General features: G+C 71.5%; 24 protein-coding genes. 12 read left to right on the forward strand and 12 right to left on the reverse strand.

The genetic code is table 11. The features are described from left to right. Window positions 1–33 precede the first annotated feature (33 nt). Window positions 34–1,080, forward strand: a complete 1,047-nt coding sequence (locus ACIGDI_RS37115; protein ID WP_399906330.1) for a zinc-dependent alcohol dehydrogenase family protein — start codon at window positions 34–36, stop codon at window positions 1,078–1,080. Between the two features lie 14 nt (window positions 1,081–1,094). On the opposite strand, the gene ACIGDI_RS37120 is transcribed toward ACIGDI_RS37115, so the two are convergent. From ACIGDI_RS37120 to ACIGDI_RS37135, 4 genes are all read right to left on the reverse strand, one after another. Further along, entirely contained in the window at window positions 1,095–2,105 is a 1,011-nt protein-coding gene (locus ACIGDI_RS37120) for a CopD family protein (protein ID WP_399906332.1), read from the reverse strand. Window positions 2,106–2,205: 100 nt separating this feature from the next. Next, complete coding sequence (locus tag ACIGDI_RS37125) at window positions 2,206–3,570, reverse strand: CoA transferase (RefSeq protein WP_399906335.1); 1,365 nt, start codon at window positions 3,568–3,570, stop codon at window positions 2,206–2,208. A 54-nt stretch (window positions 3,571–3,624) separates the two neighbouring features. Then, window positions 3,625–5,157 (reverse strand): S8 family peptidase, encoded by a 1,533-nt coding sequence (locus tag ACIGDI_RS37130; protein WP_399906338.1) that lies wholly within the window; start codon window positions 5,155–5,157, stop codon window positions 3,625–3,627. A 101-nt stretch (window positions 5,158–5,258) separates the two neighbouring features. After that, a complete protein-coding gene (locus ACIGDI_RS37135; RefSeq protein WP_399906340.1) occupies window positions 5,259–6,788 on the reverse strand; it encodes a S8 family peptidase in 1,530 nt (509 codons plus the stop codon). Window positions 6,789–7,041: 253 nt separating this feature from the next. On the opposite strand from ACIGDI_RS37135, the gene ACIGDI_RS37140 reads away from it, so the two are divergent. From ACIGDI_RS37140 to moaA, 3 genes are all read left to right on the forward strand, one after another. Next, complete coding sequence (locus tag ACIGDI_RS37140; RefSeq protein WP_272175470.1) at window positions 7,042–7,398, forward strand: DUF485 domain-containing protein; 357 nt, start codon at window positions 7,042–7,044, stop codon at window positions 7,396–7,398. Beyond that, entirely contained in the window at window positions 7,395–9,020 is a 1,626-nt protein-coding gene (locus tag ACIGDI_RS37145) for a cation acetate symporter (RefSeq protein WP_200700630.1), read from the forward strand. The genes ACIGDI_RS37140 and ACIGDI_RS37145 overlap by 4 nt, the downstream gene beginning before the upstream one ends. A 161-nt stretch (window positions 9,021–9,181) precedes the next feature. Then, a complete protein-coding gene (moaA, locus tag ACIGDI_RS37150; protein WP_399906344.1) occupies window positions 9,182–10,171 on the forward strand; it encodes a GTP 3',8-cyclase MoaA in 990 nt (329 codons plus the stop codon). Here moaA and ACIGDI_RS37155 read toward each other — a convergent pair. Together ACIGDI_RS37155 and ACIGDI_RS37160 are read right to left on the reverse strand one after the other, a co-directional pair. After that, window positions 10,168–10,383: a hypothetical protein gene (locus tag ACIGDI_RS37155; protein WP_399906347.1), complete on the reverse strand. Its 216-nt coding sequence runs from the start codon at window positions 10,381–10,383 to the stop codon at window positions 10,168–10,170. The genes moaA and ACIGDI_RS37155 overlap by 4 nt on opposite strands. Before the next feature lie 214 nt (window positions 10,384–10,597). Further along, window positions 10,598–10,996, reverse strand: a complete 399-nt coding sequence (locus ACIGDI_RS37160; protein ID WP_399906350.1) for a DUF3099 domain-containing protein — start codon at window positions 10,994–10,996, stop codon at window positions 10,598–10,600. Between the two features lie 243 nt (window positions 10,997–11,239). Here ACIGDI_RS37160 and ACIGDI_RS37165 point away from each other — a divergent pair, with 243 nt between their 5' ends. Then, window positions 11,240–11,518: a GlsB/YeaQ/YmgE family stress response membrane protein gene (locus tag ACIGDI_RS37165; RefSeq protein ID WP_200700625.1), complete on the forward strand. Its 279-nt coding sequence runs from the start codon at window positions 11,240–11,242 to the stop codon at window positions 11,516–11,518. Window positions 11,519–11,567: 49 nt separating this feature from the next. Here ACIGDI_RS37165 and tyrS read toward each other — a convergent pair whose 3' ends face one another. The 3 genes from tyrS to ACIGDI_RS37180 all read right to left on the reverse strand — a co-directional run bounded on the left by tyrS (window position 11,568) and on the right by ACIGDI_RS37180 (window position 15,980). Next, a complete protein-coding gene (gene tyrS / locus ACIGDI_RS37170) occupies window positions 11,568–12,836 on the reverse strand; it encodes a tyrosine--tRNA ligase (protein WP_399906353.1) in 1,269 nt (422 codons plus the stop codon). A gap of 57 nt (window positions 12,837–12,893) precedes the next feature. After that, window positions 12,894–14,288, reverse strand: a complete 1,395-nt coding sequence (locus tag ACIGDI_RS37175) for a metallopeptidase TldD-related protein (protein ID WP_399906356.1) — start codon at window positions 14,286–14,288, stop codon at window positions 12,894–12,896. 168 nt (window positions 14,289–14,456) lie between these two features. Next, window positions 14,457–15,980 carry a TldD/PmbA family protein gene (locus tag ACIGDI_RS37180; protein ID WP_200700622.1) on the reverse strand — a complete coding sequence of 508 codons (1,524 nt, stop codon included), beginning with the start codon at window positions 15,978–15,980 and terminating at the stop codon, window positions 14,457–14,459. A gap of 251 nt (window positions 15,981–16,231) precedes the next feature. Between ACIGDI_RS37180 and fabG the strand changes: the two genes are divergently transcribed. The 3 genes from fabG (at window position 16,232) to ACIGDI_RS37195 (ending at window position 18,226) form a co-directional block, all read left to right on the forward strand. Next, window positions 16,232–16,936 carry a 3-oxoacyl-[acyl-carrier-protein] reductase gene (fabG, locus tag ACIGDI_RS37185; RefSeq protein ID WP_399906360.1) on the forward strand — a complete coding sequence of 235 codons (705 nt, stop codon included), beginning with the start codon at window positions 16,232–16,234 and terminating at the stop codon, window positions 16,934–16,936. Window positions 16,937–16,941: 5 nt separating this feature from the next. After that, window positions 16,942–17,709: an enoyl-ACP reductase FabI gene (fabI, locus tag ACIGDI_RS37190; protein ID WP_399906362.1), complete on the forward strand. Its 768-nt coding sequence runs from the start codon at window positions 16,942–16,944 to the stop codon at window positions 17,707–17,709. Between the two features lie 175 nt (window positions 17,710–17,884). Further along, window positions 17,885–18,226 (forward strand): hypothetical protein, encoded by a 342-nt coding sequence (locus ACIGDI_RS37195; protein WP_399906365.1) that lies wholly within the window; start codon window positions 17,885–17,887, stop codon window positions 18,224–18,226. Here ACIGDI_RS37195 and ACIGDI_RS37200 read toward each other — a convergent pair. Next, window positions 18,207–18,896, reverse strand: coding sequence for a FadR/GntR family transcriptional regulator (locus tag ACIGDI_RS37200; protein ID WP_399906367.1), 690 nt, complete (start codon window positions 18,894–18,896; stop codon window positions 18,207–18,209). The genes ACIGDI_RS37195 and ACIGDI_RS37200 overlap by 20 nt on opposite strands. An 82-nt stretch (window positions 18,897–18,978) precedes the next feature. On the opposite strand from ACIGDI_RS37200, the gene ACIGDI_RS37205 reads away from it, so the two are divergent. From ACIGDI_RS37205 to ACIGDI_RS37220, 4 genes are all read left to right on the forward strand, one after another. Further along, complete coding sequence (locus ACIGDI_RS37205) at window positions 18,979–20,271, forward strand: CynX/NimT family MFS transporter (RefSeq protein WP_399906370.1); 1,293 nt, start codon at window positions 18,979–18,981, stop codon at window positions 20,269–20,271. Between the two features lie 47 nt (window positions 20,272–20,318). Next, window positions 20,319–20,435, forward strand: a complete 117-nt coding sequence (locus ACIGDI_RS37210; protein WP_142151069.1) for an SGM_5486 family transporter-associated protein — start codon at window positions 20,319–20,321, stop codon at window positions 20,433–20,435. Window positions 20,436–20,602: 167 nt separating this feature from the next. Further along, window positions 20,603–20,809 (forward strand): hypothetical protein, encoded by a 207-nt coding sequence (locus tag ACIGDI_RS37215; RefSeq protein ID WP_399906373.1) that lies wholly within the window; start codon window positions 20,603–20,605, stop codon window positions 20,807–20,809. A 65-nt stretch (window positions 20,810–20,874) separates the two neighbouring features. Then, complete coding sequence (locus ACIGDI_RS37220; RefSeq protein ID WP_399906376.1) at window positions 20,875–21,393, forward strand: SixA phosphatase family protein; 519 nt, start codon at window positions 20,875–20,877, stop codon at window positions 21,391–21,393. A 76-nt stretch (window positions 21,394–21,469) separates the two neighbouring features. Here the strand turns inward: ACIGDI_RS37220 and serB are convergent, their stop codons facing one another. Then, window positions 21,470–22,696 (reverse strand): phosphoserine phosphatase SerB, encoded by a 1,227-nt coding sequence (gene serB, locus ACIGDI_RS37225; RefSeq protein WP_399906378.1) that lies wholly within the window; start codon window positions 22,694–22,696, stop codon window positions 21,470–21,472. A 151-nt stretch (window positions 22,697–22,847) separates the two neighbouring features. After that, window positions 22,848–24,992 carry a streptophobe family protein gene (locus ACIGDI_RS37230; protein WP_399906381.1) on the reverse strand — a complete coding sequence of 715 codons (2,145 nt, stop codon included), beginning with the start codon at window positions 24,990–24,992 and terminating at the stop codon, window positions 22,848–22,850. Between the last annotated feature and the right edge of the window lie 220 nt (window positions 24,993–25,212).

A 25,212-nucleotide genomic window follows, 5' to 3' on the forward strand; every position in this document is an offset into this window, starting at 1 on the left:
CGCTCACGACACCGCACGAGAAGGATCCTCGCCATGCGCGCCACCACCATCCACGCCCCGTACGACATGCGCGTGGAGGACGTTCCCGAGCCCGTGGTGCAGCTGCCCACCGACGCCGTCGTGCGGGTGCTGCGCGCCTGCATCTGCGGCAGCGACCTGTGGGCGTACCGCGGCGAGGCCGCGCGACAGCCGGGGCAACGGATCGGGCACGAGTTCCTCGGTGTCGTCGAGGAGACGGGCAGCGAGGTCTCCGGCTTCCGGCGGGGTGACCTCGTGGTCGCCCCGTTCATGTGGTCCGACGGTGTCTGCGACTACTGCCGGGAGGGCCTGACCACCTCCTGCGAGCACGGCGGCTTCTGGGGCTCCGTCGGCTACGACGGCGGCCAGGGCGAGGCGGTCCGCGTCCCCTTCGCCGACGGCACCCTCGTACGACTGCCCAAGGAGGCCGCGTCCGACGAGCACCTGCTGTCGGCCCTGCTGACCCTCTCCGACGTCCTGGGCACCGGCCACCACGCGGCCCTCGGCGCGGGCGTCCGGCCGGGTGCCACGGTCGCCGTCGTCGGCGACGGAGCCGTCGGCCTGTGCGCGGTCCTCGCCGCCAAGCGGCTCGGCGCCGAACGGATCATCGCCCTGGGCCGCCACCGGGTTCGTACGGACATCGCCCGCCGCTTCGGCGCCACCGACGTCGTCGCCGAGCGAGGGGAGGCGGCCGTCGAGGCGGTGCGCGAACTCACCCGCGGCCAGGGCGCGCACGCCGTGGTCGAGGCCGTCGGCACCGAGCAGTCCATGCGCACGGCGGTCGAGATCACCCGCGACGGCGGCGCCATCGGCTTCGTCGGGGTGCCGCACGGCAGCGGCACCGGTCTCGACCTGGGCGTCATGTTCGACCGGAACATCGCGCTGCGCGGGGGAGTCGCACCCGTGCGCGCATACATCCCGCAACTGCTGCCCGACGTCCTCGACGGCACCGTGGACCCCTCGCCCGTCTTCGACATGACCGTCGACATCGAGGGCGTGCCCGACGGCTACAAGGCGATGGACGAGCGCACCGCACTCAAGGTGCTCGTCACCAACGGTTGATCAACGGATCAACGTCACGCCCAGCGGATCGGCAGCGGCAGCGCCGTCAGCAGCCCCGACACCACGACCACCACGCCCAGGGCGACGACCTCCGCGCGGGCGGGAGCGCAGGCGGTGAGCGGGTCGGCGGCGCGGCGCAGCCTCAGCCGCGCCCACACGGCGAGCAGCGCGACGGCGGCCACCAGGAGCACCTTGGCGAGCAGGGTGCGCCCGTAGGCCGTCGTCGTCAGCTGGTCCAGGACCGTGGCCGACGGCATGCGGCGCAGCGAACTCCACACGCCCGTCGCGGTGATGGCGGCGAGCAGTACGGCCGCCACGCGCGCGTAGAGCCCGAGCAGGGCGGGGCCGGCCTCGGCGCGGCCCCAGCGGCGCAGTGTCCGCAGCACGTGCAGCAGACCGCCCGCCCACAGCGCCGCGCACGTCAGATGCACCAGCGTCAGCCCGGATCCGAGGAGCGGGGCGTGCTCGGTGGTGGGGTGCGCCCGCAGGGCCTCCGCCACGATCACCGCGGCCACCGGCCAGAGCCGGGCGGCCGGACGGCGTGAGCGGGCGCACAGGGCGGCCACGAGGAAGGCGTTGACCTCGACCAGGGCGAGCCTGCCGTCCCGGGAGTCGTACAGGCCGCCGACGTCGATCTGGTCCAGGCCGTGCGGCACCAGGTTGCCCGTCGACACGACCGACGCCAGCCCCAGGGCGGCCACGAAACCGGCCGGCGCCGTGAAGGGGGCCCAGCTGCGGGGCGCCTCCCCGGGGGCGCCGGGCAGGGAGCGTGCCAGACGGTTCACGAACGCCTCGCCGACCGGGACGCACAGCGCGGCGAACAGCACCGCCCGCAGCAGCGCGATGCCCCCGACGCCGGGCGCGGCGGCCTCCCCGGTGCCGTGCAGGGCGGCGGACGGGCCCAGCAGGGGTATCAGCGCCGCCAGTGCCACCAGGACGAGGACGGTGACGGCCCGGCGGGCACCGGCGCGCGGTCCGGGCCCCCTCGCGTCCGCCACCCCGGCGGGGGGTCGTATCAACGTCACCTCGAGAACTTCACCAGCCGTCGCAGAACAGGGCAACTGCAGTAAAACAACTGGCGGTACGCCATTCCGGCCGTAGAGACGTTTTTGGCCGTCCCTTGGCTCAGACCCAACGGGCGGGGCCGGACCCCCAGGGCACCGGCGGGCGCGCCCAGTCGGCCGGACCGCCGTCGAAGGACACCGGCGGCAGGGCGTGCCGCAGTCGCCCCAGGGCGCTGTCCGTCTCGGTCAGCCAGGGCCCCGGACCGTTGTACGGGGTGTCGCCGGGACCGTCCGCCTCGACGTCGTCCACGAGCCACCCGGCCGTCCGGGCCAGCGCCAGCCGCACGTAACGGCCGCCGCCCTCGTACGACTGCTCGGTCAGCGCCCGCAGCACCGCGGCCGCCAGCAGGTACCCCGTCCCGTGGTCCAGGGCCTGCGCCGGCAGCGCGCCCGGCTGCCCCGCCGAGCCCTCCAGGGCGGCGATGCCGGTGGCGACCTGCACCAGGCTGTCGAAGCCCCGCCGCCCGCGCCACGGCCCGTACGCGCCCCACGCCGACACCTGCGCCACGACCAGTCCCGGCCGCCGCTCGGCCAGCGCCTCGGGCGACAGCCCGAACCGGTCCAGGGCGCCCGGCCGGTAGCCGGTGACGACGACGTCCGCGCGCGCGAGCAGTTCCTCGAACACGCGCCGGTCGGCCGTCAGGTCCAGCAGCGCCGACCGCTTCCCGAAGCCCGTGTCCGTGTGCTGGTCGGGCAGTTCGGGCAGGTGCGGGGGGTCGAGGCGCAGGACGTCCGCGCCGAGCAGGGCGAGCGTGCGCGTGGCGACCGGTCCGGCGAGCACCCGGGTCAGGTCCAGGACGCGCAGTCCGGCGGCGGGCAGCAGCGCGGGGCCGTCGAGAGGCGGCAGCACGCGCGCGGGTGCGGAGTCCAGCCGCCCGCGCTCGACGAGGGGCCGTCGGCCCACCTCGGCGGCCTGCTCGTGGGCGGCCCACTCCTTCGGTGTCCGCAGCGCCACCGCGAGGCCGCCGGCCTCGTACACGGCCTCCTCGACCTCCAGCGAGGACCGTCGCGCCAGCGCCGCCTCGACCGCGGCCACGTCCTCGGGCACGCCCAGCACGTCCAGCAGCCGGGCCCGGTGGTGGGGGTAGTTGGCGTGTGTGCGCACCCACCCGTCCGCGGTCCGCCAGAACCGCGACAGCGGCGCGAAGACGACCGGTGCCCGCCCGTCGACCTGCAGATGCCGCTCGCTGTGGAACGCGGTGGCGACCACCCCGTCGTCGACCCGCACCCGGGGCACGTCCGTGAGCCCGGCCCGCCGCGCGCCGAGCTCGGCTGCGGCCAGCGCACACGCACCGACACAGGCCCGCGCCAGCTCCCGTACGGGAAGGCGCCCTTGGAGAGCGCCCTCCCGTGCGGAGGTCGACACCCTGGAGAGCAGGGCGGGATCGCCGCCCAGCTCGGACCATGCGAAGTTGATTGCAGTCATGACTGCACTATGCAGTATTGACTGAATCAATATATTTACGTGGTCACCGGGTGATCAGTGGGTCACCGCGGCCAACGCGTCAACGGTGCCCCAGCCGTAGAAGCCGTTGCGGTTCTTCGTCCCCTCGCACACCGCGTCGACCTTGCCGTCGCCGTCGATGTCGTAGGGGTCCGTGCACGACGTGGCGTCGGCCTCCGCGTAGAGCAGCGCCTTCACCAGGGCCGGCGAGGCGTGCGGATGCGTTGACTTGATCAATGCGGCGACGGCCGCGACATGCGGCGAGGCCATCGACGTACCGGCCATGTAGCCCCACTTGCCGCCGGGCAGTGTGCCCAGGATCAGGCCGCTGGTGGCCGGCGGGGCCGGGGTCTGGTAGCGGGTCGAGTCGCCGCCCGGCGCGGCGACGTCGATGACGCCCAGGCCGTAGTTGGAGAAGGACGACTTCAGGCCCTTCGCGCCGGTGGCCGCGACCGTCACCACACCCGGCAACTGGGTCGGTATGTCGAAGCACTTGGAGGGGTCGATCACCCGGTCCGAGGGCGTGCCGTCGTTCGGCGACACCGGGTCCGTGATCGTGTCGGCGGCGAGGTCGTAGTTCTCGTTGCCGGCCGCCGCGACATTGACGGCGCCCCGCTTCTCCGCGTACCGCGAGGCCCGGGTGACGGCGTCGACCAGTGCCTTCTGGTCCGGGTCGTCGGTGCAGTTGAAGTACCACGGGTCGGTGTAATAGCTGTTGTTCGTCACGTCGACGCCGTGCTCGGCCGCCCACACGAAGCCGCAGACCACGGCCTCCGTGTAGAAGTAGCCGTCGGGGTTGGCCACCTTGATGCCGGCGACCTTCACCCCGGGCGCCACGCCCGTCATGCCGACGCCGTTCTTCGCGGCCGCGATCTCGCCCGCCACGTGAGTGCCGTGCGGGCTCTCCGAGGCGCTCGGCCGCCAGGCGCCGTCCGTCGTGTCCGGCTTGCCCGCCACGCAGTTGACCGACGCTCCGCGGTCGAAGTTGGGCGCGATGTCCGGGTGCGTGTCGTCGACGCCGGTGTCGATGACGGCGACCGTCACCTTCGGGCTGCCCAGCGACACCTCGTGCGCCTTGTCCGCCTTAATGGCGGCCAGGTCCCACTGCTGGGGTTCGAGCGGATCCTGCCCGTCGGCGGCCTGCGCGGCGGCGACCTCCCGCGCGGAGAGCACCTTGGGCGTGCCCATGTCGGTCGTCGACTGGGCGGGCAGCGGCGCGTTGCGGGTGTTGCCGGCCGACTCCACACCGGGCACGGCGCGCAGGATCTTGGCGAAGTCGGCGTTCGACGAGTGGACGACGATCACGCCGATCTGGTCGTACGACGTCACGATGGTGCCGCCGGCCTCTGCGATCGCCTTCTTCACGCGCGCCGAAGGGCCGTGCCCGGGGCGGACGTTGACGACGTAGCTGAGCGAGGTGGCGTCAGCGGCCGTGGTCTTGGCCGCGGCCGTCGGCGCGGCCTCCGCCGCCGCGGCGGTGATGTTCGGCAGGAACGCGAGAGCCGTCGCCATCGCCATCCCAACCGAAAGGGCGAGCGCGCGGCGCGAGCGCGGGTGAGGCGCTGTCATGTGTCGGGGTCTCCAGTTCGTTCGCGTTACGAAGGGGCCGTGCGGGAGCCCCGGGGGACGGTGGCGTCCCCCGGGGCGAGTGGACGGTCGGTCGGCAGAGGTCACTTCACCGCGCGCAGCGCGTCGACGACGCCGAAGCCGTAGAAGCCGTTGACCCGCTTGCCGCCCACACAGGTCGCGTCCACCACGCCGTCGCCGTTCCCGTCGTAGGGGTCGCTCGGGCAGCCCGGGTTGACGGCCTCCGCCTTGAGCAGTGCCTGCAGCTGGGCCGGGGTCGCCCGCGGATGCGTCGACTTCAGCAGCGCGGCGACGCCGGCCACGTGCGGCGTGGCCATCGACGTGCCCTGAAGGAAGCCGTACTGGTCGTTGGGCATTGTGGAGAGGATGCGGCCGTTCTTCGACGGCGTGTCCGGGATCTGGTACTTGTCGCCGCCGGGCGCCGCGACGTCCACGACCCCGTAGCCGTAGCTCGAGTAGTACGACTTGGTGCCGTTGACGCCCACCGCGCTGACCGTGACGACGCCCGGCAGCTGGGTCGGCACGTCGAAGCACTCGTGCGGGTCGACCGTCCGGGTCACCGGAGTCGAGTCGTCGGGGCTGGCGTCGTCGACGAGGGCGTCCGAGTCGAGGTCGTCGTTGGCGTTGCCCGCGGCGGCCACATTGAGCGTGCCCTTGCTCTGTGCGTACAGCTGGGCCCTGTTGACCGAATCGACGATGGCCCGCTGATCGGGGTCGTCCATGCAGTTGTACTGCCATGGATCAACGTAGTAGCTGTTGTTGGTGACTTCGACACCGTGGTCGGCGGCGAACACGAACGCGCACACGACGCTCTCGGGGAAGAACAGCTGGTTCTCGTCCGGCTGGGCCACCGTGATGCCGGCGACCCGCACGCCGGGCGCGACGCCCGCGACGCCGATGCCGTTGCGCGCCGCGGCGATCTCGCCCGCCACGTGCGTGCCGTGGTAGTGCTCGGCGTCCACCGGCCGCCAGGAGCCGTACGTAGTATCCGCCTTGCCGCTGACGCAGTTCGCGGACTGCGAGGGGGAGAAGTTCGGGGCGAGGTCCGGGTGGGTGTCGTCGACGCCCACGTCGATCACGGCGACCGTCACCTTCCTGCTGCCCGGGTCGATCGCGGCGGCCTTGTCGGCGCCGATCGCCCTGAGGTCCCACTGGTCGGCCTCCAGCGGCTCCTCACCGGCCGCCGAGCCCTTCTCGACCTTCGCGGCCTCGACCTCGGACAGGTACTGCGCCGCGCCCTCGTCCGTGGTCCCCGCCGCCTGCACCGGCGAGGTCCGCGAGGCACCCGCGGACTGCACACCGCGGACGGTGCGTATCTTCTTCGCGAAGTCGAGGTCCGTGGAATGGACCACGATGACACCGATCTTGTCGTACGACACCACGATCGAACCGCCGGCCGCCTTGATCGCCGCCTTGACCGACTTGATCGTGTAGGGGTCCGTCTTCGTGTTGACGAGGTATGCATATGTGTCCGTGCCGACGGCCGCCTGGGTGGCGGACACCGCGCGCGGAGCGGCCTGAGCCGCCGCCGGCAGGAAGCCGAGCGAGGCGGTCAGCGACAGCACGACCGGCACCGCGAGCGCGAGCCGACGTCTGGAACGCAGATGAACCATGGGGTCTCCACATCATCCGGAAACGAAACCGCCCGAGACACAGGTGGTGCTCGGGCAGGTACATGACGGGCGGTCCAGGCCGAAAACTATCTCCCGAAGTCGCTGGTCAGCAATGAGTTGCCCAAGGCGAGTTCGGAAAACGGTCAAGTGAGTTGAACCCGCTCCCGCGTGGCGCCGTGACCTTCAGCAGGGAGCAGCAGGACACCGGCCCCCTATCCCCGAGACCACCGCATCCGCAACGCGAGGAGACTACGTGGCCACCGAGACACCGCCCCCCTCGAAGACCCCGACCCGACTCCCTGCCACCGAGGCCTTCGTCGCGGAGCAGGAGAGCGCGGAATTCGGTGAACTACGCCGCTCCTACCGCTCGTTCGCCTTCCCGCTGACCGTCGGCTTCATCGCCTGGTACCTGCTGTACGTCCTGCTGTCGAACTACGCGGGCGACTTCATGGGCACCAAGCTGTTCGGCAACGTCAACGTGGCCCTCGTCCTCGGCCTCGCCCAGTTCCTGACCACGTTCCTCATCGCCTGGTGGTACTCGCGGCACGCCGCCGCCGAGCTCGACCCCAAGGCCGAGGCGATCAAGTCCCGGATGGAGGGCGGCGCATGAGCCCCGCACAGCACACCCTCATCGCGGCCGGCGAGGCGAGCCAGCACCGGACGCTGATCATCACGCTGTTCGCGGTGTTCGTCGCCGCGACCCTCGTCATCACCATCTGGGCCGGCCGCCAGACCAAGGACGCGGCCGACTTCTACGCGGGCGGCCGCCAGTTCACCGGCTTCCAGAACGGCCTCGCCGTCTCCGGCGACTACATGTCCGCCGCGTCCTTCCTCGGCATCGCGGGCGCCATCGCCCTGTTCGGCTACGACGGCTTCCTGTACTCCATCGGCTTCCTGGTCGCCTGGCTGGTCGCCCTGCTCCTGGTGGCCGAGCCGCTGCGCAACTCCGGCCGCTACACCATGGGCGACGTCCTCGCCTACCGGATGCGCCAGCGCCCCGTCCGCACGGCGGCCGGCACCTCCACCATCGTCGTGTCGATCTTCTACCTGCTGGCCCAGATGGCGGGCGCCGGCGTCCTGGTCTCCCTGCTGCTCGGCATCACCAGCGACGGCGGCAAGATCGGCATCGTCGCCCTGGTCGGCGTCCTGATGATCGTCTACGTCACCATCGGCGGCATGAAGGGCACCACCTGGGTGCAGATGGTCAAGGCCGTGCTGCTGATCGCCGGCGCCCTGCTGCTGACCTTCCTGGTGCTGCTGAAGTTCCACTTCAACATCTCCGACCTGCTCGGCTCGGCCGCCGACAACAGCGCCAAGGGCTCGGCCTTCCTGGAGCCCGGCCTGAAGTACGGCGCCACGGGCACCACCAAGCTGGACTTCATCTCCCTCGGCATCGCGCTGGTCCTGGGCACCGCCGGCCTGCCGCACATCCTGATCCGCTTCTACACGGTGCCGACCGCCAAGGCCGCCCGTAAGTCCGTGATCTGGGCGATCGGCCTGATCGGCGCCTTCTACCTGATGACCCTCGCCCTCGGCTTCGGCGCCGCCGCGCTGATCAAGCCGGACGAGATCATCGCCTCCAACAAGGCGGGCAACACCGCCGCGCCACTCCTCGCCCTCCACCTGGGCGGCGTCGACTCCAACTGGGGCGCGATCCTGCTCGCCACGATCTCGGCGGTCGCCTTCGCCACCATCCTCGCGGTCGTCGCGGGCCTCACCCTGGCCTCCTCCTCGTCCTTCGCCCACGACATCTACGCCAACGTCATCAAGAAGGGCACGGCCACCGAGAAGCAGGAGCTCGGCGCGGCCCGCTGGGCCACGGTCGGCATCGGCGCCGTCTCCATCGTCCTGGGCGCCCTCGCCCGCGACCTCAACGTCGCCGGCCTGGTCGCCCTCGCCTTCGCGGTCGCCGCCTCCGCCAACCTCCCGACGATCATCTACAGCCTCTTCTGGAAGCGGTTCACCACCTCCGGCGCCCTGTGGTCGATCTACGGCGGCCTGGTCACCGCCGTCGGCCTGGTGCTGTTCTCGCCGGTCGTCTCGGGCAAGCCGACGTCGATGTTCCCGGACGTCGACTTCCACTGGTTCCCGCTGGAGAACCCGGGCATCATCTCGATCCCCGTCGGGTTCCTGCTCGGCGTCCTCGGCACCTACCTCTCCAAGGAGGAGCCGGACGCCGGCAAGTACGCCGAACTGGAGGTCCGTTCACTCACCGGCACCGGCGCCCACTGACACCCCGGTACGCCCCTGAGCGGCCGCGTCGTAGATCCCTACGACGCGGCCGCGCCGTACCTCGTGGGATCCGGGCCGCTGTCGTTGTCAGTGACGTCACGTAGGCTCGCAAGTGACGGAAACGACGACCCGCACGATCCGCTACGAGGGAGGGGGCCCACGTGCTCATCGACACCTACGGCCGAGTGGCCACCGACCTGAGGGTCTCGCTGACCGACCGGTGCAACCTCCGCTGCACGTACTGCATGCCCGAGGAGGGCCTGCAGTGGCTGGCCAAGCCCGACCTGCTCACGGACGACGAGATCGTCCGCCTGATCGACATCGCCGTCACCTCCCTGGGCATCAAGGAGATCCGCTTCACCGGCGGAGAACCCCTGCTGCGCCCCGGCCTGGTCGGCATCGTCGAGCGGGTCGCGCGGCTGGACCCCCGCCCCCAGATGTCCCTGACCACCAACGGCATCGGCCTGGGGCGCACGGCCAAGGCCCTGAAGGAAGCGGGCCTGGACCGGGTCAACGTCTCCCTGGACACCCTGCGCCCTGACGTCTTCAAGGCCCTCACCCGCCGGGACCGCCACAAGGACGTCCTCGAAGGCCTGCGGGCCGCCCGCGAGGCGGGCCTGACCCCCGTGAAGGTCAACACGGTCCTGATGCCGGACCTGAACGCCGACGAGGCCCCCGACCTGCTGGCCTGGGCCGTCGAGCACGACTACGAACTGCGGTTCATCGAGCAGATGCCCCTGGACGCCCAGCACGGCTGGAAGCGCGAGGGCATGGTCACGGCCGGCGACATCCTGACCTCCCTGCGCACCCGCTTCGACCTCACCCCCGAGGGTGCCGCCGAGCGCGGCTCGGCCCCGGCGGAGCGCTGGCTGGTCGACGGCGGACCGCACCGGGTGGGCGTCATCGCCTCGGTGACCCGCCCGTTCTGCGCCGCCTGCGACCGCACCCGCCTCACCGCCGACGGCCAGATACGCACCTGCCTGTTCGCCCAGGAGGAGACGGACCTGCGCACCGCCCTGCGCGACGGCTCCCCGGACGAGGAGATCGCCCGCATCTGGCGGCTGGCCATGTGGGGCAAGAAGGCGGGCGCGGGCCTGGACGACCCGTCCTTCGTCCAGCCGGACCGGCCGATGTCGGCCATCGGCGGCTAGCCGTTCTCCGGGGCCTGCCAGTCCTCGAACCTCACGACATCCTTCAGCATCCCCCGCACCCCGAGGAACTTCGACAGATGTTCCCGGTGCTCGTCGCAGGCGAGCCATGTCTTGCGCCGCTCCGGCGTATGGATCTTCGGGTTGTTCCACGCCAGCACCCAGACGGCGTCGACACGACAGCCCTTGGCGGAGCAGATGGGGGTGTCACTCACAGATATGTCTCACAACCGCTGTAAACAAAGGCGACGCCGAGCAGCCACGGGGGGAGCTGCCCGGCGTCGGTCCGTCGCTCCGACGGGGGATGCGGAGCGCCTACGAAGTATGTCACGGGTCACCCGTCGCCCGGCACCTGAACAACATGATTGATCTGAGGTTTTCTTGAGCTTGGCGCGAAGACGCCTTCCGTTTGTCGCGCCCGGATGCGGGTCACGCCGGATCGCGCGGCTCGCTTCGTACGCCCGCCGCGGGCTCCGCCGCGACATCTTCCGGAGCCGGTTCCGCGAAACCGTCGTTCGTCCGCGACGGCGCGATCATCGGGCGCATCGGCACCGACACGAACGTCGAGGGCAGAGTCGGCGCGTTCTCCCGCCCGGCGTTCGCGACCACCACCGCGATGTACGGCAGGACCGCGCCGAGCACCAACGCCACGATCGCGACGGGCCGTTCGACATTCCACAGCGACGCCGCGAGAATGACCGACACCGTACGGATCGACATGGAGATGACGTACCGGCGCTGCCGGCCGCGCACGTCCTCCTGCAGGCCGGTCCGGGCGCCGGTGATCCGGAACACCTGGCCGTTGCCGCCACCGTGCTGCTTCCGCATCACATTCCACCATCCGCCCGCATCGGCCTTGCCTCTCCCCGTGCCCGGTCCACCCCGGCCGGGGTGGGGGTCCGGACTGCATCCACGTTACGCCGCGCCTGCGCCGCCTACGAGACCGGGTCACCTCCACGCTGGGCGGACGCCCTCGCGCGGAGCACGTATGGCCGTACCCGACATGCGCCGTACGGCGTACGGGCCGAGGCTTTACGTAATGCTCGCGTCGAGCCGTACAAGGAGGCAGCAATGGGCTGGTTGTGGGCGATCATCGTGGGATTCGTGCTCGGCCTGATCGCCAAGGCGATCATCCCGGGCAAGCAGCACAGCCCCCTCTGGCTGACCACCATCTGCGGCATGCTCGGCGCCGTCGTCGGCAACGCGATCGCGCGGGCGTTCGGGGTGGAATCTACCCCGGGCATCGACTGGAGCCGGCACGCCTTCCAGCTCGTGGCCGCGATCGTCATCGTCTTCGTGGTCGACATGCTGTACATGGCGACTCTGGGCAAGCGCAAACAGACCGCCTGAGCACGCGGAAGGGGCGGGCTCCCACGGAGCCCGCCCCTTCGACGTGGGCCTAGGCGGACGTGACCTCGACCGCCGCCAGGTTCTTCTTGCCCCGGCGCAGCACCAGCCACCGGCCGTGGATCAGGTCCTCCTTGGCGGGGACGGCGTCCTCACCGGCGACCTTGACGTTGTTCACGTACGCGCCGCCCTCCTTGACCGTGCGCCGCGCGGCCGACTTGCTGGCCACCAGGCCGACCTCGGCGAACAGGTCCACGACCGGGCCGAGCTCGGCGACCTGGACGTGCGGCAGCTCGGCGAGGGACGCGGCGAGCGTCTTCTCATCCAGCTCCGCCAGCTCGCCCTGACCGAACAGCGCCTTCGACGCGGCGACGACGGCGGCCGTCTGGTCGGCGCCGTGCACCAAGGTCGTCAGCTCCTCGGCGAGGGCACGCTGGGCGGCACGGGCCTGCGGGCGCTCCTCGGTCTGCTGCTCCAGCTCCTCGATCTCCGCGTGGGACCGGAAGCTGAAGATCCGCAGGAACTTGGAGACATCCCGGTCGTCCGCGTTCAGCCAGAACTGGTAGAAGGCGTACGGCGTGGTCATCTCGGGGTCGAGCCAGACCGTGCCGGACTCCGTCTTGCCGAACTTGGTGCCGTCCGCCTTGGTGATCAGCGGAGTGCCCAGCGCGTGCACCACGGCGTCGGGCTCGACCTTGTGGATCAGGTCGGTGCCCGAGGTCAGGTTGCCCCACTGGTCGCTGCCGCCGGTCTGCAGCGTGCACCCGTGGCGCCGGTACAGCTCCAGGAAGTCCATGCCCTGCAGGATCTGGTAGCTGAACTCGGTGTAGCTGATGCCCTCCTGGGACTCCAGCCGACGGGCGACGGCCTCCTTGCCGATCATCTTGTTCACGCGGAAGTGCTTGCCTACGTCCCGCAGGAACTCGATGGCCGACATCCCCTGGGTCCAGTCCAGGTTGTTGACCATGACCGCCGCGTTCGGGCCCTCGAAGTCCAGCAGCGGCGCGATCTGCGCGCGCAGCCGCTCGACCCACTGGGCGACGACCTCGGGCGCGTTCAGCGTGCGCTCCGCGTTCGGCTTCGGGTCGCCGATCAGGCCCGTGGCGCCCCCGACCAGGCCCAGCGGACGGTTGCCCGCCTGCTGGATCCGGCGCATCGTCAGGATCTGCACGAGGTTGCCGAGGTGCAGGCTGGGCGCGGTCGGGTCGAAGCCGCAATAGAACGTGACGGGACCGTCCGCGAACGCCTTGCGCAATGCGTCCTCGTCAGTGGAGAGGGCGATCAGCCCACGCCACTTCAGTTCGTCGACGATGTCCGTCACGGTTCTCGTATCTCCTTGGATGATCCTCGGGCAGTCGAGCGACAGCCGCCTACGAGGTTATACGCCCTGACTGACAGAGCTCATGTTGAAGTCGGGCACCCTGAGGGCGGGCATCGCGGTCCTAGTGAACCAGTCGCTCCACTCCCTGGGCAGCGTCTTTTCCGTACGCCCGGCCTCGGTGGCCCGGCCCAGCAGGTCCACCGGGGACTCGTTGAACCGGAAGTTGTTCACCTCGCCGGTCACCTCGCCGTTCTCCACGAGGTAGACGCCGTCCCTGGTCAGGCCGGTCAGCAGCAGGGTGGCCGGGTCGACCTCGCGGATGTACCACAGGCAGGTCAGCAGCAGCCCGCGCTCGGTGCTCGCGACCATGTCCTCCAGGGAGCGGTCCTCGCCGCCGGTCAGGATCAGGTTGTCGATGGCCGGAGCCACCGGCAGCCCGGTCAGACCGGCGCTGTGCCGGGTGGTGGCGAGGTTCCGCAGCACCCCCTCGCGCACCCACTCGGTGGCCGTGAGCGGCAGACCGTTGTCGAACACCGACTGGTCGCCCCCGGAGGAGTGGGCGATCACGAAGGGCGCCGACTCCAGTCCGGGTTCGTTCGGGTCGCTGCGCAGCGTCAGCGGCAGCTCACTGAGCCTGTCGCCCACGCGGGTGCCGCCGCCGGGCTTCGAGAACACCGTGCGCCCCTCGACCGCGTCCCGGCCCGACGCCGACCACAGCTGGTAGATCAGCAGGTCGGCCACCGCGGTCGGCGGCAGCAGCGTCTCGTACCGTCCGGCGGGCAGCTCGATCCGCCGCTCCGCCCAGCCGAGGCGTACGGCGAGCTCGGCGTCCAGCGCCGCCGGGTCGACGTCCTTGAAGTCCCGCGTGGACCGCCCGGCCCACGCCGAGCGCCTGCGGTCGGGCGACTTGGCGTTGATCTCCAGCGTGCCGTTGGGCTGGTCGTGGCGCAGGCGCAGCCCCGTCGACGTACCCACGTAGCTCGTCACGAGTTCGTGGTTGGCGAAGCCGTACAGTTCGCGGCCGCCGGCACGCGCGCGTGCGAAGGCCTCGCCCAGCGCCGGCGCGAAGTCGGCGAACACGGCGGAGCCGGTCTCCGCGGGCGCGTCCGTGAAGTCGGGGGAGGCGGGTACGTCCGTGACCAGCGGCTGCGCGTCCTCGGCGGGTCCCGCGGCCCGCGCCGCGGCCTCCGCGGCCCGCACCAGGGGCTCCAGCTCCGCCACGGTGACGGCCGACCGCGAGACGACACCGGAGGCCGTGCCCTCCTTGCCGTCGACGGTCGCGATCACCGTGAGCGTACGGCCCCGGGTCACACCGTTCGTGGTGAGCGCGTTGCCCGCCCAGCGCAGGTTCGCTGTGGACTGCTCGTCGGCGATGACGACACAGCCGTCGGCGGTGGACAGCTCCAGCGCCCGCTCGACGATCTCGTGCGGCTTGTTGCTGCGGGCGCTCATCGGCCGGCCTCCTGGGTGGTGTTGAGACTGTGCTTTCCCGGGGGATAGCCCCCGGACCCCCAGCCGAGTCCTGCACTGGCGCTCATCGGCCGGCCTCCTGGGTGGTGTTGAGGATGTGCTTTCCCGGGGGATGACCCCCGGACCCCCAGCCGAGTCCTGCACTGGCGCTCATCGGCCGGCCTCCTGCGTGGTGTTGAGGATGTTGACGCCCCGGAAGAGCGCCGAGGGGCAGCCGTGCGACACGGCGGCGACCTGGCCCGGCTGGGCCTTGCCGCAGTTGAAGGCGCCGCCCAGGACGTAGGTCTGCGGGCCGCCCACCGCGGCCATCGAGCCCCAGAAGTCGGTGGTCGTCGCCTGGTAGGCGACGTCCCGCAGCTGCCCGGTGATCCGCCCGTTCTCGATCCGGAAGAACCGCTGGCCGGTGAACTGGAAGTTGTAGCGCTGCATGTCGATGGACCACGACCGGTCCCCGACGACGTAGATCCCGCGGTCGACCCCGCCGATCAGGTCCTCCGTCGACATTCCGGCCGGGTCCGGCCGCAGCGAGACGTTGGCCATGCGCTGCACGGGCACATGCCCGGGGGAGTCGGCGAAGGCGCAGCCGTTGGAGCGCTCGAAGCCGGTCAGCTTCGCGATGCGGCGGTCGAGCTGGTAGCCGACGAGCGTGCCGTCCTTGACCAGGTCCCAGGACTGGCCCTCGACGCCCTCGTCGTCGTAGCCGACGGTCGCGAGGCCGTGCTCGGCGGTGCGGTCACCGGTGACGTTCATCAGCTCGGAGCCGTAGCGGAGCTTGCCGAGCTGGTCGAAGGTGGCGAAGGAGGTGCCGGCGTAGGCGGCCTCGTAGCCGAGCGCGCGGTCCAGCTCGGTGGCGTGGCCGATGGACTCGTGGATGGTCAGCCACAGGTTGGACGGGTCGACGACCAGGTCGTACAGGCCCGCCTCGACGCTCGGCGCCCGCATCTTCTCGGCGAGCAGCTCCGGGATCTGCTCGAGCTCGCTCTCCCAGTCCCAGCCGGTGCCGGTCAGGTACTCCCAGCCCCGTCCGACCGGCGGCGCGATGGTCCGCATCGAGTCGAACTCGCCGCTCGACTCGTCGACCGACACGGCGGTCAGGGACGGGTGCAGCCGGACGCGCTGCTGGGTCGTCACGGTGCCGGCGGTGTCGGCGTAGAACTTGTTCTCGTGCACGGTGAGCAGGGAGGCGTCGACGTGATTGACGCCGTTCGCCGCGAGCAGTCGCGCGCTCCAGTCGGCCAGCAGCGCCGACTTCTCCTCGTCGGGCACGCCGAACGGGTCGATCTCGTACGACGACACCCACGTCCTGTCGGCGTGCACGGGCTCGTCGGCGAGCTCCACACGCTCGTCCGAACCGGCGGCCTTGATCACCTGGGCGGAGAGCTTCGCCATCGCCACCGCCTGCGAGGCGACCTTGGCCGCCGCGTCCAGGGTCAGGTCGACGCCCGAGGCGAAGCCCCAGGTACCGCCGTGCACGACGCGCACCGCGTACCCGAGGTCGGTGGTGTCCGACGACCCGGCGAGCTTGGCGTCCCGCAGCCGCCAGGAGGCGCTGCGCACCCGTTCGAGGCGGAAGTCCGCGTGCTCGGCGCCCAGCGCACGTGCGCGTGCGAGCGCGGCGTCCGCGAGGGCACGTAGCGGGAGTGCCGTGAAGGCTTCGTCGATGGTATGAGGCACCTGCGTCTCTTCCTGTTGACATGACAGTGACCGGCGGTTGCCCCGATCATGTCGCGGCGACCGGGTGGCCGACCACACGTTTGCGGGCGTGCCCGGCCACTTTCTGTAGGGACCCGACAGCGAGTCCCCCGAGCCACTGTCGGTGCCCGATTGTCCGCGGGACGGCCCGGACCGATAGGTTTTCGAGGGAAGCCGCCTGTCATCCAGGTGTTCGGGCGGATGTGTCAGACCCCTATCGAAAGGGTGATCCGTTGAGCCGCTCGGTTCTCGTCACCGGAGGCAACCGGGGCATCGGCCTCGCCATCGCCCGCGCGTTCGCCGATGCCGGCGACAAGGTCGCGATCACATACCGTTCGGGTGAGCCGCCGGCCGGCTTCCTGGCCGTCAAGTGCGACATCACCGACACCGAGCAGGTGGAGCAGGCCTACAAGGAGATCGAGGAGGCCCACGGCCCCGTCGAGGTCCTGATCGCCAACGCCGGCATCACCAAGGACCAGCTCCTGATGCGCATGTCGGAGGAGGACTTCACGTCCGTCCTCGACACCAACCTCACCGGCACCTTCCGTGTGGTCAAGCGGGCCAACCGCGGCATGCTGCGCGCCAAGAAGGGCCGCGTGGTCCTGATCTCCTCGGTGGTCGGCATGTTCGGCGGCCCCGGCCAGGCCAACTACGCCGCCTCCAAGGCCGGCCTGATCGGCTTCGCGCGCTCCCTCGCCCGTGAGCTGGGCTCGCGCAACATCACCTTCAACGTCGTCGCGCCCGGCTTCGTCGACACCGACATGACCAAGGCGCTCACCGACGAGCAGCGCGAGAACATCGTGTCCCAGGTGCCGCTCGGCCGTTACGCACAGCCCGAGGAGGTCGCCGCGACGGTGCGGTTCCTCGCCTCGGACGACGCCTCGTACATCACTGGAGCCGTCATCCCCGTTGACGGCGGACTGGGAATGGGTCACTGAACACCATGAGCGGAATTCTCGAGGGCAAGCGCGTCCTGATCACCGGTGTGCTGATGGAGTCCTCCATCGCCTTCCACGCCGCAAAGCTGGCCCAGGAGCAGGGCGCCGAGATCATCCTGACCGCGTTCCCGCGGCCGACGCTGACCGAGCGCATCGCCAAGAAGCTGCCCAAGCCCACCAAGGTCATCGAGCTCGACGTCACCAACGACGAGCACCTGGGCCGCCTGGCCGACCTGGTCGGCGAGGAGCTCGGCGGCCTCGACGGCGTCGTGCACTCCATCGGCTTCGCGCCGCAGGACGCGCTCGGCGGCAACTTCCTCAACACGCCGTTCGAGTCGGTGGCCACGGCCATGCACGTCTCGGCGTACTCCCTGAAGTCGCTGACCATGGCCTGCCTGCCGCTGATGCAGAACGGTGGCTCGGTCGTCGGCCTGACCTTCGACGCGCAGTACGCGTGGCCGCAGTACGACTGGATGGGCCCGGCGAAGGCCGCCCTGGAGGCCACCAGCCGCTACCTCGCCCGCGACCTGGGCAAGCAGAACATCCGCTGCAACCTGATCTCCGCGGGCCCGATCGGCTCCATGGCCGCCAAGTCCATCCCGGGCTTCAGCGACCTGGCCGCCGTCTGGGACAGCCGCTCCCCGCTGGAGTGGGACCTGAAGGACCCGGAGCCGGCCGGCAAGGGCATCGTCGCCCTGCTGAGCGACTGGTTCCCGAAGACCACCGGCGAGATCGTCCACGTGGACGGCGGTCTGCACGCCATCGGCGCCTGATCGCCCCCTGCGCCGCCTGACCGGCCCCCGCGCCGTCGACGCCCCGCTTCCGCAAGGCAGCGGGGCGTCGCCCGTTCGGCCTATCCGGCCGGGCGCGGGCGGACGGTGACCGGGCACGCTGGAGGGGCGTTCACCACACGTTCCCCTCCCCAGCCCGGCCGAGGAGGTCCCCGTTGTGCGCCTGTCCCGCAGCCTGGCCTCAGTGACCGCCGCCGTCGCTCTCGTGATGTCCCTGCCGTTCGAGGCGGTGCCGCACGCGCGCGTACCGAGATCCGCCTCCGCCGAGCCCTTCGGGGCCGAGTGCCGCACCAGGGTCACCGGCTCCCATGTGACCGCCTACTGCCACAACCCCTATCCGCGGACCGACCGCGTCAGCCTGCACATCGAGTGCGACCAGTGGTGGGACCTCGACAGCGACGGCACACCGGTCGACGCGGACCCGGCGATGACCGTACGGCTCACCGGGCGCTGCTGGGAGGACGTGCGCACGGTGTGGATCAGTCACCAGAAGGCGTGAACCGTCCCGGGCGGCACAGGAACGGATAGCTCGCCGCCTCCCTGCCCGCCGCCTCGGCGTCGCCCGCGCGGATCGCGTCGACCAGCCGCGTATGGTCCATGTACGTCTCCGGCGTCAGCTCGTCGCCGACGTCCTCGCGCAGCCAGTCCCGCAGCACCTCGCCGAGGTCGGCGTACATCTCGCTCATCACGTCGTTGTGGGACGCGGAGACCACCGCCAGATGGAAGGTGGAGTCCGCCGTCACGAACGCCTCCGTGTCGCCCGACTCCCACGCCTCCTCGCGCCGCACCAGCAGTGCGTCGAGCTGCTTGAGGTCCCTCTCCGTGCGTCGCCGGGCGGCCAGCCGCGCCGCGGAGGACTCCAGCGTGGAGCGCAGCTCGGCGATGTGCCGGGGGTCGGCGTCGGCGAACCGGCGGTGCATCACGCCGGCCAGCTCGCTGGTGGCGACGACATAGGTGCCCGAGCCCTGGCGGATGTCCAGCAGGCCGTTGTGAGCGAGCGCGCGGACGGCCTCACGGACCGTGTTCCGGGCGACGCCGAGCTGCTCGACCAGCTCCGGCTCCGTCGGGATGCGCGAGCCCACCGGCCACTCACCGGAGGTGATCTGGTTCCGCAGCGCGGCGATGACCTGCTCGGACAGGGCCGAACGACGGGGATGGCTCAGGGGCATGGCACACCTTCGCACGCGGCGGCCGGGTATCGCCGACCCGGGCATGGACAACCAATCATCCCATGATTCTATGATGGGTCTCATGGCACGTGAGGAAACCAGCACGACGACGTCCACGGCAGTGCGCGGCCCGGCCGCCGAGCAGCCGACGCGAACCGCCACGCACGCGTGGACGACACGACTGCTGTTGATCGGCATCGTGCTGACCGCGCTGAACCTCCGCCCCGCCATCACCAGCCTCGGCGCGCTCCTCAAGGAGGTCCGCGACGGGCTCGGCATGAGCGGCAGCGTCGCCGGGCTGCTCACCTCCGTGCCCCCGCTCTGCTTCGCCGTCTTCGGCGTCATGGCCCCGCGCCTGGCCCGCCGCTTCGGCCCCGCCACGGTGGTGTGCGCGGGCATGCTCGCCATCACCGCGGGCCTGCTGATACGGCCGTACGCGGGCGGTACGGCGGGCTTCCTGGCCGCCAGCGCGCTCGCCCTCATGGGCATCGCCGTCGGCAACGTCCTGATGCCGGTCATCGTCAAGCGCTGGTTCCCCGACCGGGTCGGCTCCATGACCGGCCTGTACTCGATGGCCCTCGCCCTCGGCACCGCGTCCGCGGCCGCGATCACCGTCCCCATGACCGACGCCCTGGGCGGCGGCTGGCAGACCGGCCTCGCGGTCTGGGCGGCGCTCGCCGGCGCGGCCGTACTGCCGTGGATCCCGTTCGTACGGCGCCGGGAGGCGGCCCCGGCCGAGGAGCGGCACGCGCGCGTGCCGGAGCAGTCCGCCCACGACGCGGCGCCCGCGCTGCGCATCACCCGGAGCCGTACCGCGTGGGCCCTCGCCGTCTTCTTCGGGCTCCAGGCCACCGCCGCCTACATCACGATGGGCTGGATGGCGCAGATCTTCCGGGACGCGGGCGTGTCCGCCGGCACGGCGGGCCTGCTGCTGGCCGTCACGATGGTGATGGGCGTGCCGCTCGCCTTCGTGATCCCGCGCGTCGCCACCAGGCTGCCGCACCAGTGGCCGATCGTGCTCGCGCTCGGCGTCTGCGGACTGGCCGGATACGCGGGCCTCTACCTCGCACCGGCGGGCGGCGCCTGGGCCTGGGCCGTACTGCTCGGCGTCTCCAACTGCGCCTTCCCCCTCGCCCTGACCATGGTCGGCATGCGGGCCAGGACCGGCGCCGGCGTCGCCCAGCTCTCGGCCTTCGCGCAGAGCACCGGTTACCTGATCTCCATACCCGGCCCGCTCCTCGTGGGCGTGCTCTACCAGCACAGCGGCGGCTGGGGCCTGCCGATCGCCCTCATGACCGGGCTGATGCTCCCGCAGATGGTGGTCGGCGTGCTGGCCGGCCGCAACCGCACGGTCGAGGACGAGGCCGCCCGCTGACTCACCCCGCCGGATCCGGGGCGGTGCAGGGGTGCGAGACTTGCCGTATGCCAGTGCTCGACCCGAACCCCCAGAACGGCCAGAAGAAGCTGCTGATCGTGTTCGGCGCCTTCTTCGCCATCTTCGTGATCATCGCCGTCATCGCGACGATCGCCTCCCCCTGACGCCCGTCCGGAGGGCCCATGGTGGTGCTAGCCCCACCATCCCCTAGGGGGCGAGTGTCAGGGTCAACTGGGTGGATCTCCGGATGGGTTGAGGACGTCCGACTCCGTACCTTCGAAGTGTGGCCGCGAGCGGCGGACCACCGGCCCGAGGACCCACGGAGGAACCCATGTCGGCCCAGTCGTACACCCGGCCCCACGCGGCGACCACGGGCCGCGTCGACATCCGGCTGCCCTGGTGGGCCCTCGCCCTGCCCATCCTCGCCTTCATCGTGCTCCTGGCGCTCATGCTGAACCCGACGGACGCGCAGGCGGCGGCCGGCGACCCGGCGATCACCCACCTCTTCGAGCGCGTACAGCAGCTCATGGCCCGCTGAGCACGCCCGAAACCGCCGGTCAACTCCCTGCGCCCGATGGCCTGTTTCATGCGAAGCTGGGTGTCATGAGCGTCGCAGAACCCCGCAGGATCGTCCTCTTCCGGCATGCGAAAGCCGACTGGCCACAGGTGACCGATCACGAGCGCCCCCTCGCCGAGCGGGGCCGCAAGGACGCCGCAGTCGCCGGACGCAAGCTGGCCGACTCCGCAGTCACCTTCGATCTGGCCCTCTGCTCCACCGCGACCCGGACCCGCGAGACCTGGAAACTGGCCGTGCACGAACTTCCGCACCGGCCGAAAACCGTCTATGAGGAACGGATCTACGAGGCCTCGCCCGGCGAGCTGATCGCGCTGCTGAACGAGACCCCGGACGACGCGCAGAACGTCATCCTCATCGGTCACAACCCGGGTGTGCAGGGTCTCGCCGAAATCCTCGCCGGCTCGGCCGACGGCGACGCCCGGCAGCGGATGAACGGCCGCGGCTTCCCGGCCGCCGCCTTCGCCGTCCTGACCTTCGACGGCTCCTGGAAATCCCTGGAACCGGCCGCGGCCACCCTGACCGACTACTGGGCGCCCAGCGAGTGACACCCCGAGCGAACGGCCGAGGGGCCCGGCACCACCCCGGTGCCGGGCCCCTCGCCGTATACCTCGCGCGGCCGGCTCACCGCTCGTCCTGGGTGTCCGCGGCCTCGACTTCCTCGCGGGTGACGCCCAGCAGATACAGGACGGTGTCCAGGAACGGCACGTTCACCGCGGTGTGTGCCGCCTCCCGGACGACCGGCTTGGCGTTGAAGGCGACCCCGAGGCCGGCGGCGTTGAGCATGTCCAGGTCGTTGGCGCCGTCGCCGATCGCCACGGTCTGGGCGAGCGGCACGCCAGCCTCGGCGGCGAACCGGCGCAGCAGCCGCGCCTTGCCCGCGCGGTCCACGATCTCGCCGGTGACCCGGCCGGTCAGCCGCCCGTCGACGATCTCCAGGGTGTTGGCCTGGGCGAAGTCCAGCCCGAGCCGCTCCTTGAGATCATCCGTGACCTGGGTGAACCCGCCGGAGACCACACCCACTTGGTAGCCGAGCCGCTTCAGCGTGCGGATCAGGGTCCGGGCACCGGGTGTCAGCCGCACCTCGCTGCGCACCTTGTCGACGACGGAGGCGTCCAGCCCCTCCAGCAGCGCCACGCGCGCGTGCAGCGACTGCTCGAAGTCCAGCTCCCCGCGCATCGCGGCCGCGGTCACCTCGGCGACCTTGTCCTCGCAGCCCGCGTGCGCGGCGAAGAGCTCGATCACCTCGTCCTGGATGAGCGTGGAGTCGACGTCCATGACGACGAGCCGCTGCGCCCGCCGGTGCAGGCCCGCGGCGACGACCGCCACGTCGACACCCAGTGCCGCCGCGTCCGTCACCAGGGCCGTGCGCAGGGGCCCCGTCTCGACGCCGGAGACCGCGAACTCGACCGCCGTGACCGGGTACTTGGCGAGCCGGAAGATACGGTCGATGTTGCCGCCCGCATGGGCGATCTTCGCCGCGATGCGGGCGATCGCCTCCGCCGTGAGCGGATGGCCCAGGACGGTGACCAGCGAGCGGCCGAGACCGCGCGGACGGTTGTCGCCGTGGCCGGAGATGATCTCCGCCTGCATCTTCATCGACTCCGCCCAGCTGTGGACGGTCGCCCGCAGGTCGCCCTCGAGTCCGGCCACCGGCTGGGTCACGAGCGCGCACAGCGTGAGACGGCCACGGGTGACGACCTGCTCGATGTCGACTACGTCGACGGAGTAGGCGGCGAGGGTGTCGAAGAGTCCGGCCGTGATGCCCGGCCTGTCCTTGCCGAAGATCTTGACGAGGAGAGTGGGGACGTCAGGGGCCACGTCGGAGGGCGAGGTCTGCGAAGCGCTCATGGTGTACCCACCGTATCCGGCACCCAGTGCCGACCGCCGCCGCGGTCCGCCTGGCGGACACGGAACATCGGGTGTCGCGCAGATGACGAACGTCTTGCACGGGCGTGCCCTCTCGGCGCCCGCGCCAGGACCCGCCGGCAGCGCATCGCACTCACCGACCCCCCTTGGGCCTCCCCGGCGGGGGAGGGGGCGGCGGAGGCGGTGGCGGCGGACCGTCGCTCCCCGGCGACCTGGGGCGGTCCCCGCGGCCCGGCCGAGGTGGCTGCCGGCCAGGCGGCGGGTTCCCGATCGGCCGGACCACCGTGGGGGCGCCGTACACGTCGTCGTCACCGGCGCCGGGCGGCGGTACGCCGTCACCGGACCGGGGCCGGTGGGGCGGCTCTGCGTTCCCGCCGGGTCCGGGCCCTTCGGGGGGCTGTCCGTACGCACGGGGTCCGGGCCGGTCGGGCTGCCGCGCGTTTCCACCGGGTCCGGGCCCTTCGGGGGGCTGTCCGTACGCACGGGGTCCGGGCCGGTCGGGCTGCCGCGCGTTTCCACCGGGTCCGGGCCTTTCGGGCGGCTGTCCGTATGCACCGGGTCCGGGCCGGCCCGGCTGCCCCGCGTTCCCACCGGACCCCGCTCGGTCGGGCGGCCGTGCGTCCTCGGGCTCCCTGGCCTCGTCCGGCAGCCGCAGATACGGATTCGTGGCCGGGTTCGGCGCCCGGTAGGACGCGCCGGGCGTGTACGGCCCCGAGTCACCCGCATACGGCCCCGAGCCGCCCGGATGTGCTCCCGCCGTCCCCGCGGGCACCCCGGATTCCGGCGCGTACCGCGGACGCGCGGTGCCCGTGCCCCCGGTCCCCGCCGTCCCGCCGGCCCGCGCCAGGGGGGCCGCCCCCCGTCCCGCCGCTCCGGTCGCCCGGGCCAGCAGCGCGCCGACCGCACCCGCCGCCGCGCCCCACGCCGCACCGAGCAGCAGTGCCATGCCGAGGTTGCCCCTCAGGCTTATCCCGGCGCCGAACGCGTCGAAGCCCAGCACCGAGAGCGAGGCGTCCACCGACACCTCGGTCAGCCATGCGAGCAACGGCAGGGTCAGTGCCGTGACGACCCCGAGCCGCAGAGCGCACTGCCCCGCGAACCGGAGGGCACCGGAACCGCGTACACCCGGACCGCCCGTCCCCGGCTCCGCCGCACCCCCGACCGGCGTCCGCACCGCCGTCAGCACTCCCGCCAGCAGCATCGTCACGGCCGCCGCGACGCCGAGCAGCCACACCCGTCCGTCCAGGTCGGCCAGTCTGCTCAACGTCACCGACTGGTCGGTCTTCGCGGTGAGGAGGTCGTCCAGGGGGTTGGGCAGCAGCTTGGCCAGCGCACCCGTCGCCTTGCCGTCGAACGGGACGAACAGGCCGGTCGGGATGCCGAGCCAGGTGCCGTTGGGGGCGCCGAGCAGCGCCGCGCCGAAGATCCGCCGGGGATGGTCGTCGCCGATCGCCGCGTACACCGCCGCGGCGAACCCCGCCGCCACGGTCACCAGCAGCACCGTGACGAGCGACGAGGCCGCCGGCCGGACGACGCGGTGCATCGCCTCCCAGCCCCGCGGCAGAGGCGTGCGCCGCGAGGCCAGCAGGGCGATCAACAGGACCCCGGCCGACCAGCCGAGTCCCCCGAGCAGGGTGGCCGCGGTGTCGACCGAGAAGCCGACCCCCGCCTTGGCCTTGATGAGGTTGCCGATGTTGTCCGGGAGCAGGCCGCCGATGTTCCCGAGGTCGCCGAGGCCCGGGACGCTGATCCCGCCGCCACCGCCCGACCCGCCGGGCAGCTTGTCGAGGCCCAGCGAGCCGCCGTCGATGGTGATGACGTCGTGGCCCGCCCAGGCCAGCCCGCCCAGCATCGCCACGAACAGCACGACCACCGCGCCCGCGCGCGCGAGGAGTTCGGCCGGCGCGACGGCAACTCCGGCCGCGCGCAGGGATCGTAGGAAGTACCACGACAGCAGCAGCGCGCCGACCAGGCTCACCCCGAGCGGCGTGATCGTGACGGCCGTATGGGCTTCGGCGCCATTCAGGCCGAACGCGGAGACATCGCCGGACGGAGTGACCGAACCACCCGCGCCGAGGGCGACCACGGCCGCGGTCATCGGTCCCAGCGAGCCCGCGGCGTCCGCCCGCAGCAGATGCAGGCCGAGCGCCGCCGTACCGGCCATCCCGATCAACGCCCAGCTCACGGAGGCGATCGCGGACAGCACGACGTCTCCCCACGGCACCCGCGAGCCGCGCGTGCCGTGCTCCGCGCTCTCGACACCGGACGACGCACTCATGGCAGACCCCCCGATCCGCGGCGCGGCCGGTTGCCGCGCATGTCCCCCTCGCGTGGATTACCACTCTCCGGGTCGGTTTCAACCCCGTCAACGGAACCGGACGACCCGTCCGTGCGTGGTGTTCACAAGGCCCGACTTTCGGTCAGAGGGGCGAGCCTGAAATAGTTCCCGACGATGTTCGACATCCCTAGACTCCCTGTGTCGGGGGTATCTCGGGGGA

This window comes from Streptomyces sp. NPDC085900, from assembly GCF_044540925.1.
In the GTDB taxonomy this organism is placed as follows: domain Bacteria; phylum Actinomycetota; class Actinomycetes; order Streptomycetales; family Streptomycetaceae; genus Streptomyces; species Streptomyces gilvifuscus.